General features: G+C 62.3%; 11 protein-coding genes. 3 read left to right on the top strand and 8 right to left on the bottom strand.

The window, feature by feature from the left end; translation table 11 throughout:
- Position 1: 1 nt before the first annotated feature.
- A complete protein-coding gene (locus tag GST84_05535) occupies positions 2 to 829 on the top strand; it encodes a peptidoglycan DD-metalloendopeptidase family protein (protein ID XGB11853.1) in 828 nt (275 codons plus the stop codon).
- Positions 830 to 1,262: 433 nt separating this feature from the next.
- Positions 1,263 to 2,936 carry a 2-isopropylmalate synthase gene (leuA, locus tag GST84_05530; GenBank protein ID XGB11852.1) on the top strand — a complete coding sequence of 558 codons (1,674 nt, stop codon included), beginning with the start codon at positions 1,263 to 1,265 and terminating at the stop codon, positions 2,934 to 2,936.
- Positions 2,937 to 3,340: 404 nt separating this feature from the next.
- Here leuA and eda read toward each other — a convergent pair whose 3' ends face one another.
- Genes eda through zwf form a run of 3 tightly spaced genes read right to left on the bottom strand, consistent with a single transcriptional unit; the run spans position 3,341 to position 6,208 of the window.
- Positions 3,341 to 4,021, bottom strand: a complete 681-nt coding sequence (gene eda, locus GST84_05525; protein ID XGB11851.1) for a bifunctional 4-hydroxy-2-oxoglutarate aldolase/2-dehydro-3-deoxy-phosphogluconate aldolase — start codon at positions 4,019 to 4,021, stop codon at positions 3,341 to 3,343.
- 17 nt (positions 4,022 to 4,038) lie between these two features.
- Positions 4,039 to 4,752, bottom strand: a complete 714-nt coding sequence (gene pgl / locus GST84_05520; GenBank protein XGB11850.1) for a 6-phosphogluconolactonase — start codon at positions 4,750 to 4,752, stop codon at positions 4,039 to 4,041.
- Positions 4,739 to 6,208, bottom strand: a complete 1,470-nt coding sequence (zwf, locus tag GST84_05515) for a glucose-6-phosphate dehydrogenase (protein ID XGB11849.1) — start codon at positions 6,206 to 6,208, stop codon at positions 4,739 to 4,741. Before zwf ends, pgl begins: the two co-directional genes overlap by 14 nt.
- A gap of 202 nt (positions 6,209 to 6,410) precedes the next feature.
- Between zwf and hexR the strand changes: the two genes are divergently transcribed.
- Positions 6,411 to 7,283, top strand: a complete 873-nt coding sequence (gene hexR, locus GST84_05510; GenBank protein ID XGB11848.1) for a transcriptional regulator HexR — start codon at positions 6,411 to 6,413, stop codon at positions 7,281 to 7,283.
- Here hexR and GST84_05505 read toward each other — a convergent pair.
- The 5 genes from GST84_05505 to GST84_05485 form a co-directional block, all read right to left on the bottom strand.
- Entirely contained in the window at positions 7,276 to 8,130 is an 855-nt protein-coding gene (locus GST84_05505; protein ID XGB11847.1) for a D-hexose-6-phosphate mutarotase, read from the bottom strand. The two genes, hexR and GST84_05505, sit on opposite strands and share 8 nt — an antisense overlap.
- A gap of 117 nt (positions 8,131 to 8,247) precedes the next feature.
- Complete coding sequence (locus tag GST84_05500; GenBank protein ID XGB11846.1) at positions 8,248 to 9,591, bottom strand: porin; 1,344 nt, start codon at positions 9,589 to 9,591, stop codon at positions 8,248 to 8,250.
- A gap of 41 nt (positions 9,592 to 9,632) precedes the next feature.
- Positions 9,633 to 10,787 carry a sn-glycerol-3-phosphate ABC transporter ATP-binding protein UgpC gene (gene ugpC, locus GST84_05495; protein ID XGB11845.1) on the bottom strand — a complete coding sequence of 385 codons (1,155 nt, stop codon included), beginning with the start codon at positions 10,785 to 10,787 and terminating at the stop codon, positions 9,633 to 9,635.
- Positions 10,788 to 10,790: 3 nt separating this feature from the next.
- On the bottom strand, positions 10,791 to 11,636 hold the full coding sequence (locus GST84_05490; GenBank protein XGB11844.1) for an ABC transporter permease subunit: 846 nt from the start codon (positions 11,634 to 11,636) through the stop codon (positions 10,791 to 10,793).
- A complete protein-coding gene (locus GST84_05485) occupies positions 11,629 to 12,537 on the bottom strand; it encodes an ABC transporter permease subunit (GenBank protein XGB11843.1) in 909 nt (302 codons plus the stop codon). Before GST84_05485 ends, GST84_05490 begins: the two co-directional genes overlap by 8 nt.
- Positions 12,538 to 12,596 lie beyond the last annotated feature (59 nt).

Below are 12,596 nucleotides of genomic sequence, written 5' to 3'. Positions count from 1 at the left end.
CATGCCCCGCATGCTCGCGCCCCTGCTTGCCCTTTCCCTGCTGCTGCTGGCCGGCGGCGCCCAGGCCAGCTATATCACCCGCACGCTGAACAAACCGGTACCCGGCGGCGTGGCGGTCGTCGACCTGGGCCCCGCCGCCAGCGCACCCAGCGCCCGTTTCGACGGCAAGCCGGTGCTGGTGGTGAAGGAGCAGGACAACTGGCTGGCCATCGTCGGCATCCCGCTCACCCAAAAGCCCGGTACCGCAGTGCTGAACCAGGGCGGGCGCACCCTGCCTTTCAGCGTAGGTAGCAAGAAGTACCCTGAGCAGCGCATCACCCTGAAGAACACCCGCCAGGTCAACCCTAACCCGGCCGACCTCAAGCGCATCGACCGCGAGCTGGCCGAGCAGATCAAGGCCTACCGCAGTTTCAGCCCGAACCTGCCAAGCAACCTGATTCTCGACAAGCCGGTCAACGGCCCGCTGTCGAGCAAGTTCGGCGTGCGCCGCTTCTTCAATGGCGAAGAACGCAACCCGCATGCCGGGCTGGACTTTGCGGTACCGGCGGGCACGCCGATCAAGACACCCGCCAATGGCAAAGTGATTCTGCTGGGGGATTACTTCTTCAACGGCCGCACGGTGTTCGTCGACCATGGGCAGGGCTTCATCAGCATGTTCTGCCACATGTCGAAGATCGATGTGCAGGTCGGGCAGCAACTGCGTCGTGGCGAGGTGGTCGGGCGCGTGGGCTCGACCGGGCGGGCGACCGGGCCGCACATGCACTGGAACGTCAGCCTGAACGATGCGCGGGTGGACCCGGCGATTTTCATTGGCGCGTTCCAGCCCTGAAACTGCGGCGTCTGCTTCGCGGGCACGCCCGCTCCCACAGGTAAAGCGAAGCCTTCAGACACAGCGCGATACTGGTGGGAGCGGGCATGCCCGCGAAGACGCCAGCACAGTCGACAGCAGATCAACTGCGTTGCGCCATCGAAAAATACTGCGCAAGAATCAATAAGCGCCCAGAAGATCCAAGCCATAAAATCTCGCCCGATTACTTTTTTTAAGCATTTATCTCAATTTTTCCCGAACGCTTGCCATCCCCCACCCCACTGGTTAAGTTTGAAGGCATGAAAACCTTCAGCACCCTCATCCTGCTCCGACAACATCGCAGCCTCTGCCTGGTCAGCGCCCGACTACCAGGCTGAATCGCGTCGCCTCGCCTCCTCATATCGTTATCGCTTCGGCAGGCCCGATCTCGGCCGCACACAAAAGGATTGCTTCCATGACCATGCTCAAAGACCCTTCGAAGAAATACCGCGCTTTCCCGACCATCGACCTGCCTGACCGTACCTGGCCGTCGAAGACCATCACCCAGGCACCTATCTGGTGCAGTTCCGACCTGCGTGATGGCAACCAGTCGCTGATCGAGCCGATGGACTCGGAGAAGAAACTGCGCTTCTGGAAGACCTTGGTGCAGGTTGGCGTGAAGGAGATCGAAGCCTCGTTCCCGTCTGCCTCGCAAACCGATTTCGACTTCGTGCGCACCCTGATCGAGGACGGCCACATCCCGGATGACACCACCATCCAGGTGCTCACCCAGGCACGTGAGGACCTGATTGCCCGCACCTTCGAGTCGCTGCGTGGTGCGAAGAAGGCCATCGTCCACCTGTACAACGCCACCAGCCCGTCGTTCCGCCGCATCGTCTTCAATCAGGACAAGCAAGGCGTGAAGGACATCGCGGTGAACGCGGCCAAGCTGTTCGTCAAGTACGCCGCCCAGCAGCCGGAAACCCAGTGGACCTTCCAGTACTCGCCAGAAACCTTCAGCGCCACTGAAATGGAGTTCGCCAAGGAAGTCTGTGACGCGGTCATCGAGGTGTGGAACCCTACCCCTGAACACAAGATCATCCTCAACCTGCCGGCCACCGTGGAAGTGTCCACGCCAAATATCTACGCCGACCAGATCGAGTGGTTCTGCCGCAACATCAGCCGCCGCGACAGCGTGATCATCAGCCTGCACTGCCACAACGACCGTGGCACCGGCATCGCTGCCACCGAACTGGGCCTCATGGCCGGCGCCGACCGTGCCGAAGGCTGCCTGTTCGGCAACGGCGAGCGTACCGGTAACGTCGATCTGGTGACTTTGGCTCTGAACCTCTACACCCAGGGCATCGACCCGTTGCTGGACTTCTCCGACATCGACGGCGTGCGCAAGGTGGTCGAAGAGTGCAACCAGTTGCCGGTACACCCACGCCACCCGTATGTGGGCGACCTGGTCCATACCGCGTTCTCCGGCTCGCACCAGGACGCCATCCGCAAGGGCTTCGCCAAGCAGCAGGATGGGGAACTGTGGGAGGTGCCTTACCTGCCGATCGACCCGGCCGACATCGGCCGCAGCTACGAAGCGGTAATCCGCGTCAACAGCCAGTCGGGCAAAGGCGGTATCACCTACCTGCTTGAGCAGGAATACGGCATCAGCCTGCCGCGTCGCATGCAGATCGAATTCAGCCAGGTGGTGCAGGGTGAGACCGACCGCCTGGGCCTGGAAATGACCGCCCAGCAGATCTACAGCCTGCTGCACAAGGAATACCTCCAGGCCAACGCGCCATACGCACTGGTCAGCCATCGCCTGCAGGAAGAAAACGGCCACAGCGCTGTGGAAGTGGAAGTTGCCGGTGAAGGCGAAACCACCCTGCACTGGCGCGGCAAGGGCAACGGCGCCCTGGAAGCACTGGTGGCTGGCCTGCCGGTTGCCGTAGAGATCATGGACTACAACGAGCACGCCATTGGCGCTGGCACCAATGCCAAGGCCGCGGCCTACATTGAACTGCGTGTAGCCGGTGGCCGTCCGGTGCATGGCGTGGGTATCGATGAGAACATCACCACGGCCAGCTTCAAGGCCCTGTTCAGCGCGCTGAACCGCTCGCTGAGCCAGCAGGAAGCCAAGGCGGCCTGAAGCCTGGAATGAGGGATGAGAAAGCCCGCATCGTTTGATGCGGGCTTTTTTTGTTGACCTGGACTGGCCATTTCGCGGGTAAACCCGCTCCTACAACGGCCTGCGCCCAATCACCAATGTGTGTGTGTCCACCACCGATCAGGTGTAGGAGCGGGTTTACCCGCGAATACAGAGGCCACGGCAACGGTGAACGGCCAGGGATATTGGCCAGCAGGCCCGGCCCTTTCGCGGGTAAACCCGCTCCCACAACGGCCTGTGCCCACCTCCCGGTGTATGTCCACCGCAGATCAGTGTGTAGGAGATCGGTTTACCCGCGAAAAGGCCAGCACAACCAGTGCAAATACTCCAGGCAAAAAAAGGGGCGCCGACCAAGCGCCCCATAAGCCGTAAAGCACACAACTGATTCAGTTGGCGTCCAGCAGTGCCATCGCCTCGGCACTGCACGCTTCGATCCGCGCCCAGTCACCGTTCTTGATCCAGCTGCTGTCGAGCATCCAGGTCCCCCCCACGCACATCACGTTTGGCAGGGCCATGTAGTTGCGCACGTTGGCCGGGTTTACACCGCCAGTGGGACAAAAACGAATATCGCCGAATGGGCCACCAAAGGCCTTGATCGCTGCTACGCCGCCGCTGATCTCCGCCGGGAACAACTTGAACCGGCGGTAGCCCAGGGCATAGCCCATCATGATTTCGGACGGCGTACTGATGCCCGGCAACAGCGGGATTTCACTGTCCACCCCCGCCTCGAGAATGTCCTGGGTAATGCCTGGGGTAACGACGAACTGCGCGCCCGCAGCCTCAACCGCTGCGAACATGCTGCGGTCGAGCACGGTACCAGCGCCGACACACAGCTCCGGGCGCTGCTCACGCAGCACCTGAATGGCCTTGAGGCCATGCTGTGAGCGCAGGGTCACTTCCAGGGTACGGATGCCGCCGGCGGCCAGGGCGTCAGCCAGCGGCAGGATGTCTTCCTCACGAGCAATGGTGATTACCGGCAGGATGCGCGCCTTTTTGCAAATGGCGTCGATCCGCGCGGCTTTATCAGCCATCGAGAGCTTGGGCTGCGGGCGTTCAAGGGTGGTCATGACTGTGGATCCTTGGCTCATGGGCACCAGTAGATGTCCAGGGGGTCGTGAAGAAAAGCGCGAATCGGCATTTCAGTAAGGTCGTTGCCCGCCAGCGCGGCGCGCAGGGTAGCGAGTTTGCTCTGGCCTTGCACAGACAGCGCGATGAAGGCAGCACTGGCCAGCAGCGAACGGGTCATCGACAGGCGCTGGTGCGGCACGCTCGGCGCCAGCAGCGGCAGGCAGCGGCGTGGGCCGGCCGGGTCCAGGCCTGCTTCCAGGTTGGGACTGGCGGGGAACAGCGAGGCGGTATGGCCATCGTCGCCCATGCCCAGCACCAGCACGTCGATCGGCGGTAGCTCAGCCAAGGCCTGGTCAGCTTTGAGCGCAGCTGCATCGAGGTTCTCCGCCTGGTGGTACAGGCCAACGAAGCGGGCCTTGGCGGCTGCGCCCTTCAACAGGTGGCGGGCCAGCAGGCCGGCATTGCTGTCGACGTGCTCTACCGGCACCCAGCGCTCATCAGCCAGGCTGACGATGACTTTGGCCCAGTCCAGATTCTCGCTGGCCAGCTTCTCCAGGAACGGCACCGGGCTGCGTCCGCCAGACAACACCAAGCAGGCCTGCCCCTTGGCGGCAATCGCTGCGCGCAGGCGCTCAGCCACATCATGAGCCAAGGACACGGACAGTGCCTTGGCATCCGCCAGTTCATGAGCCTTCACGGCCGCTGGCAGTTTCAGTTCAGATATCCCCATACCACGCCCTCCCATCGCGTGTGATCAGTGCAATCGAGCTCATCGGCCCCCAGGAGCCCGCAGCGTACGGCTTGGGCGCGTCGCCCGCATTACGCCAGCCGGCGATCAACTGGTCGCACCACTTCCAGGCATACTCGATTTCGTCCTTGCGCACGAACAGGTTCTGGTTGCCGCGCATCACTTCGAGCAACAGCCGCTCGTAGGCATCCGGAATTCTTGCACTGCGCCAGGCATCGGAAAAATTCAGCTGCAATGGGCCACTGCGCAGTTGCATGCCTTTGTCCAGGCCCTGCTCCTTGGTCATCACCCGTAAAGAAATGCCTTCGTCCGGTTGCAGGCGGATGATCAGCTTGTTACCGATCTGCAAACGCTGTTCCGGGGCGAAGATGTAGTGCGGCGTTTCCTTGAAGTGAATGACGATCTGCGACAGTTTTTGCGGCATGCGCTTGCCGGTTCGCAGGTAGAACGGCACGCCCGACCAGCGCCAGTTACGGATGTCGGCGCGCAGGGCGACGAAGGTTTCGGTGTCGCTCTGAGCGTTGGCGTTGTCTTCTTCCAGGTAACCAGGCACCGGCTTGCCTTCGCTGTAGCCAGCAATGTACTGGCCGCGCACCACACTGGTGCTCAGGCCGTCGCCGGTGATCGGTGCGAGGGCCTTCAGCACTTTCACCTTCTCGTCACGGATGGCATCGGCGGACAGTTCGCTGGGCGGGTCCATGGCGATCAGGCACAGCAACTGCAGCAGGTGGTTCTGGATCATGTCGCGTAGCTGGCCGGCCTTGTCGAAATAGCCCCAACGGCCCTCGATACCGACCTTTTCCGCCACGGTAATCTCCACATGGGAGATGGAATTCTGGTTCCACTGGGTTTCGAACAGGCTATTGGCGAAACGCAGGGCAATCAGGTTCTGCACCGTCTCTTTGCCCAGGTAGTGGTCGATGCGATAGACCCGACTTTCAGGGAAGAACCGCGCCACGGCATCGTTGACCCGGCGCGACGACTCCAGGTCGTGGCCAATAGGTTTCTCGAGCACTACCCGGGTGCACGCAGCCAGCCCGACCTTGTCGAGGTTTTCGCAGATGGCCCCATACACGGCCGCCGCCGTGGCGAAGTAGGCGATCAGCGGCAGCTCGCCAGGCAGTTGCTCGGCAAGGGCCTGGTAACCCTCGGGCTGAAGGAAGTCCAGGTGCTGGTAATTCAGGCGGGCGAGGAAGCGCCCCAGCGCAGCAGGCTCGATGTCTGTCTCGGGCACGTGCCGGCGCAGGTGGGCTTCGATACTGTCCAGGTGCTCCTGCGCACTGCCGGCCTCGCGAGCCAGGGCCAGCAGGCGGGTCTCCGGGTGCAACAGGTTGGCCCGGTCGAGCTGGTAGAGCGCAGGAAACAGCTTGCGCAGTGCCAGGTCGCCGAGGGCGCCAAACAGGGCAAAGGTGCAAGGTTCGACACTGATTGCAGCCATGATGTTGGTTCTTTCCTAAAGTTGGTCTAGGAATACCGCTTTCACACACGGTTTTCAAGGGGAAATGTAGTAAAAACCACAACATTACACACAAGTGTTACAGACAAGTGGTACGCCAACCGCACCGACAGTACGATAGACGACCGTGCAAAAAGCCTGCTGCTCCCACAGCCGGCTGTCTTCCCGACCCAAGGACACACCCATGGACCGCGTGCGAAACCTCCTGGAACAGATCCAGGGCCGCCTCGACGAGCTGAACAAGGCCGAACGCAAAGTCGCCGAAGTCATCCTGCTCAACCCGCAACAAGCCACCCGTTTCAGCATCGCTGCGCTGGCCCAGGCGGCCAAGGTCAGCGAACCGACCGTCAACCGCTTCTGCCGCTCGTTCGGCGTCAGCGGCTACCCCGAACTCAAGCTGCAACTGGCGCAGAGCCTGGCCAGTGGTGCCGCCTATGTCAGCCGCGCGGTGGAGGCCGACGATGACCCGGCCGCCTACACCCAGAAAATCTTCGCCAGCGCCATCGCCTCGCTTGACAGCGCCTGCCAGCAACTGGACCCGCAGCAGGTCAGCCGCGCCGTGGACATGATGATCCAGGCCCGGCAGATCCACTTCTTCGGCCTTGGAGCCTCGGCTCCAGTGGCCCTGGATGCGCAGCACAAGTTCTTCCGCTTCAACCTGGCCGTGTCGGCCCACGCCGATGTGCTGATGCAACGCATGCTGGCCTCGGTCGCCCACACCGGCGATCTGTTCGTGATCATTTCCTACACCGGACGCACCCGCGAACTGGTCGAAGTGGCACGCCTGGCACGTGAAAACGGCGCTTCGGTGCTGGGCCTGACCGCCGCAGGCTCGCCACTGGCCAATGCCTGCAGCCTGAGCCTGCACATCCCGCTGCCGGAAGATACCGACATCTACATGCCGATGACCTCGCGGATCATCCAGCTGACCGTGCTCGATGTGCTGGCCACCGGCATGACCCTGCGCCGCGGCGTGGACTTCCAGCCCCACCTGCGCAAGATCAAGGAAAGCCTCAACGCCAGCCGCTACCCGATCGAGGACGACGAACTCAACTGAGCCGGTGCGCCTGCAAACGCAGGTGCGCACGCTGCCCAGGCGCCAGGCTCAGGCCTTCGCCACTGCCGCTGGTCGCCTCGACGCAGACAAAACGCTGCGACTCGCGGCCCGTCACCCCCATCAGCGGGCGATTGCCAGGGTGCCAGACCACGGTGTCGTCGCTGTCACCGGTGTCGATGCACAGCTCGCGCTGCCAGGCTGGGTCCTGCAATTGCACCCGTGGCGTACCGGGGTAGACCTTCTGGCAGCCGCCCTTGAGCTTCAGCGCGCCATCTTCACGGCAAGCCTGGCGGTTGAGGCGGTCGTAGCCTTCAATGTCTTCCAGCCCAGACAGCGCTATCTCTGACACGTCACTGATGCGCCAGTACGCCAGCAGCGCATGGCTCAGCTGGCAGGGCTCGCTATCCTGATGTTCGGTGCTCAGGCTCAGCTCCATACGGCTACCTAGCCGGGCGTGCAGGTCGACTTGCCAGTCGCACAGGTCCAGCCGCCATTTCAGGGTCACACCCTCCTCGTCCTCACGGCTGTCCACCAGTTTCCAGTCCAGCAGCCGCGCCCAGCCGTGGTCCGGCCACAGGTCTTCGCTGGGATGGCAGCCATACCAGGGCCAGCACACCGGTACACCACCGCGGATCGCCCCCACCTGCGGCCACTGTTCGGCGCACCACAGCCACGGCCGTTCACCCGCCGGTTGAAAGTGCAGCAACTGCGCGCCCTGGCGGCTGAACACCGCCTGGCAACGGGGGTGGTCGATGATCAGGACATCGCGCTGCTGGTAACGCTCCCATTCGAATGTCGGCCGTGGCCGCTGCGAGGAAAAGAAGCGATGGAGCGGATGTTCGGGCATGGTTCAGAGCTCTTGTTGTTCGAGATAGCGCTGTCTCGGCCTATCCCCGACACCCACTGCAGACCAGTGGGTGCCAGGAACCGATAATGGATTGGCGTAAATTTACAACAAGTGCCCTCAGAATGACGACTGAATCTTCAAGCCAGCGACCAGCGCGTTATCTACCTCGTCCACCCCGCCAGGGCTCTTGATGTACTGCAGGTTAGGCCGCACGGTCAGCCAGTTGGTAACGTGGAAGCCGTAGTAGAGCTCTGCGTTGTACTCGGTGCGCTGCAGCGGCACGAAACCAGGGTTGTCGTAATCGTTGATGCCGCTTTGGCCGTTGAGCAACTCGGCGCGCTTCTTCACGTCGTCATTCACATGAATTCGCGCCACGCCGAAGCCGATGTCATCTTTGGGCCGAGCGTCGAAAGCACCTTTGTAGACCAACCCTACCTGCTGGTAGTTGTCGACCACGTTGGTGGCCTTGTCGTGCACGGTAAAGTTGGCGAACAGGCTGAGGCCACGGTTGACGTCGCCGCCGTGGGCGGTGACCTGCTGTTGCGCCACCACCCACCATCCGTGCTTGCTGGAGTGCGACTTAAAGGCTTCACCTGTCAGCGCCTGCGGGTTGCCGTTGACGTCGTCGAACACATCGTCAGCCTTGGCCGTGCTGTAGTAGTAACCCAGGCGGTACTCGCCCGGCAGGCCATTGACCTTGGGCGACCACACCGCTTCCACCGGCAAGATCGCACCCTTGGTGCCACTGCCGCTGAGCTTGAAGCCGTTGCCGGTTTCCAGGTTGGAAGGGTTCTGCTCGAAGGCCCCGACCTGTACGAAGAACTCCGGCGTGATGTTGTACTTCACCCGCAGCGCCCACTGGCTGACCGGCCAGTTGTACCAGATGCCGCCCACCCAGTTGCCCACCTGCGAGCCGCAGAAAGCCAAGTTCTGGAAGTCACAAGGGAAGCTGTTGAAGTCCTCGCCTTCGCCAAAGCGGCCAAATTTCACGTCCAGTGCGCCGTCGAAGTACTTCTGCTTGATCCACATCTGGGTCAGGCGCCAGGTCTGGCCACGGCCCCACACCTCCTGCACCGAGCTGAACTGCCCGGCGCGCGGGTCGCTGATGCGGTCGTTGGACAGGTTGCGACCGCTTCGCTCGGTGATTGCCAGCTTGAACTCGGCATCATGCCAGCCCAGTATCTTCTGCAAGTCCAGATGCGCGCCGAGGGCGAACTGGTCGCTGTAGCGTGCGGTCTTGTCGTCGTTGTAGCCGCCATGCAGGTTGCCAGCCACCTCGCCCACATAGTCGAGGGTGAAGTCATAGCCCTTGTCCAGCAGCTCGGTCCGGGTGCCGCCCCAATCGCCGGTCATCCATTTTGATTCGCTGGAAAAAGCCTCGGCAGCCTGGGTACCGCTGCTGCCTACAAGTGCAAGCAAGGCCAACGATCCCAGTGTCTTGATGCGTTTGCGCTGTTCCATCCCTTTGCGTCCTCTTTTTTCTTATTGATGGTGTAGACGAGTCAACGGCCTTTGAAGTGAGCCACGTTGTCCTTTGCAGTTGCGCCAGTGCTGGCCAGGTGCAGGCGCTCGCCATTGTCGGCGTCGAACAGCAGCACCCGGGCCGGGTCGAATTGCAGGTTGAGGGTGTCACCCACCCGGCACACCACATCCGGTGCAAGGCGGCAGCACACTTTTGTCTGGTTGAGCGTGACGAACACCAGCAGGTCCGGCCCGGTGGGCTCTGTGACCTGCACCTCGGCGCGGATACCCGGCAAACCATTGCCGTCAGCAGCGCCCAGGGCGATCTGCTCAGGGCGGATGCCGAGGATGATCTCGCGCCCCTCCAGCTCGTCAGCAGCCAGCCCCAAAGGCAGCTCGCAGCGCGCCTGGCCGCTGTCGAGCAGCGCCAGCAAGTGGCCATCGTGCCTGGCCAGACGCACCGGAATGAAGTTCATCGGCGGCGAACCGATGAAGCTGGCCACGAACTGGTTGGCTGGGTCGTTGTAGATCTGCTGCGGGGTGCCGAACTGCTGGATGATGCCGTCCTTCATCACCGCCACCTTGTCGCCCAGGGTCATGGCCTCGATCTGGTCATGGGTGACGTACACCGTGGTGGTCTTCAAGCGCTGGTGCATCAACTTCATTTCGGTGCGCATTTCGACCCGCAGCTTGGCATCGAGGTTGGACAGGGGTTCATCGAACAGGTAGATCTTGGGTCGCCGCGCCAGTGCCCGGCCCATGGCCACGCGCTGCTGTTGGCCACCGGACAGCTGCGCCGGCTTGCGCGCCAGCAAGTGTTCGATCTGCAGCAACTTGGCCACCCGCGCCACTTCCTCGTCGATGGCGGCCTGGGGCAGCTTGCGGATCTTCAGGCCGAACTCGATGTTCTCACGCACGCTCATGGTGGGGTACAGCGCATAGGACTGGAACACCATGGCGATATCGCGGTCCTTGGGGCTCATGCCACTGACGTCCTGCTCGTCGATGAGGATGGCGCCGCCGGTAATCTGCTCCAGGCCGGCGATACAGTTCATCAAGGTCGACTTGCCGCAGCCCGACGGCCCCACCAGGATCAGGAACTCGCCATCCTTGATCGACAGCTGGATGTCCTTGAGGGTGTCCGGCAGGCCGCTGCCGTAGGTTTTGTTCACATTGCGAAGTTCGAGCGTTGCCATGGCTTACCCCTTGACCGCGCCGGCCGTCAGCCCGCGCACGAAATATTTGCCTGCCACCACGTAGACCAGCAGGGTTGGCAGGCCAGCGATCATCGCTGCCGCCATGTCGACGTTGTATTCCTTGGCCCCGGTGCTGGTATTGACCAGATTGTTCAGGGCTACGGTGATCGGTTGCGAATCGCCGCTGGAGAACACCACGCCGAACAGGAAGTCGTTCCAGATCTGGGTGAACTGCCAGATCAGGCAGACCATGATGATCGGCGTGGACATCGGCAGGATGATGCGGCGGAAGATGGTGAAGAACCCGGCACCGTCCAACCGTGCGGCCTTGACCAGCGCGTCGGGGATGCTCACGTAGAAGTTGCGGAAGAACAGCGTGGTGAAGGCCAGGCCGTAGACCACATGCACCAGCACCAGGCCGCTGGTGGTGCTGGCCAGGCCAAGCTTGCCGAGGGTGAACGAGGCCGGCAGCAGCACGGTCTGGAACGGCAGGAAGCAGCCGAACAGCAGCAGGCCGAAGAACAGTTGCGAACCCCGAAAGCGCCACATCGACAGCACATAGCCGTTCAGTGCACCAATAGCGGTGGAGATCAGCACCGCTGGCACGGTGATCATGATCGAGTTCCAGAAGTAACCGCTGACCGCTGCCCAGGCCTTGGCCCAGCCTATGCCGGTAATCACCGCAGGCCAGCTCAGCAGGTTGCCGGTGCTGATGTCTTCGGGGGTCTTGAAGCTGGTCAGCAGCATCACCACCAGCGGCACCAGATACAGCAGCACGGCGATCAGCAACACGGTATGGATGGCCATACGGCTGAAGCTGAGCACCGGCTTGTCGACAGGACTATGCATGGCGTTTGCTCCGCAGCTCCGAGTACAGGTAAGGCACGAGGATCGCCAGGATCGCCCCGAGCATGAGGATGGCGCTGGCCGAGCCTATGCCCATCTGGCCGCGGCTGAAGGTGAACGAATACATGAACATTGCAGGCAGGTCGGACGAGTAACCCGGGCCGCCGGCCGTCATTGCCGCCACCAGGTCGAAGCTCTTGATGGCAATGTGCGAAAGGATCATCAGCGCGCTGAAGAACACTGGGCGCAGGCTGGGCAGCACTACAGTCCAGTAGATGCGCGGCAAGCTGGCACCGTCGATCTGTGCGGCGCGGATGATCGATTGGTCAACGCCGCGCAGGCCGGCGAGGAACATCGCCATGATAAAGCCCGAGGCCTGCCACACGGCGGCGATCACCAGGCAGTACACGACCCGGTCAGGGTCGATCAGCCAGTCCAGGCGAAAACCCTCCCAGCCCCAGTCACGCAACAGCTTGTCCAGGCCCATGCCGGGGTTGAGCAGCCATTTCCACGCGGTGCCGGTGACGATCATCGACAACGCCATGGGGTACAGGTAAATGGTGCGAATGAAGCCCTCACGGCGGATGCGCTGGTCCAGCAGCACCGCCAGCAACACACCGATGGCCAGGCTGATGGCGATGAACAGGCCGCCGAACAGAAGCAGGTTCTTGCTCGCCACCCACCAGCGGTCGTTGTCGAACAGACGGGCGTATTGCGCAAGGCCCGCCCACTTGTAGGTGGGCAGAAAGGTCGAGGTGGTGAAGGACAGCACGAAGGTCCAGAGGATGTAGCCGTAGAAGCCCACCAGGACGATGAACATGCTGGGTGCCAGCACCAGCTTGGGCAGCCAGCGCTGAAGCGCGTCCAGGGGTGAGGCCCGCAGTTGGGCGGTGGTAGTGCTCATGTATTGAATCCCGAGGTAGTGGCGGTGCTGCGCACCGCTTCGCGGGCAAGCCCGCTCCC

This window comes from Pseudomonas putida, assembly GCA_041879295.1.
Classification (GTDB): Bacteria; Pseudomonadota; Gammaproteobacteria; order Pseudomonadales; family Pseudomonadaceae; genus Aquipseudomonas; species Aquipseudomonas putida_Y.
Note: the sequence above shows the minus strand (reverse complement) of the source record. Positions and strands in the feature narration are given on the sequence as shown.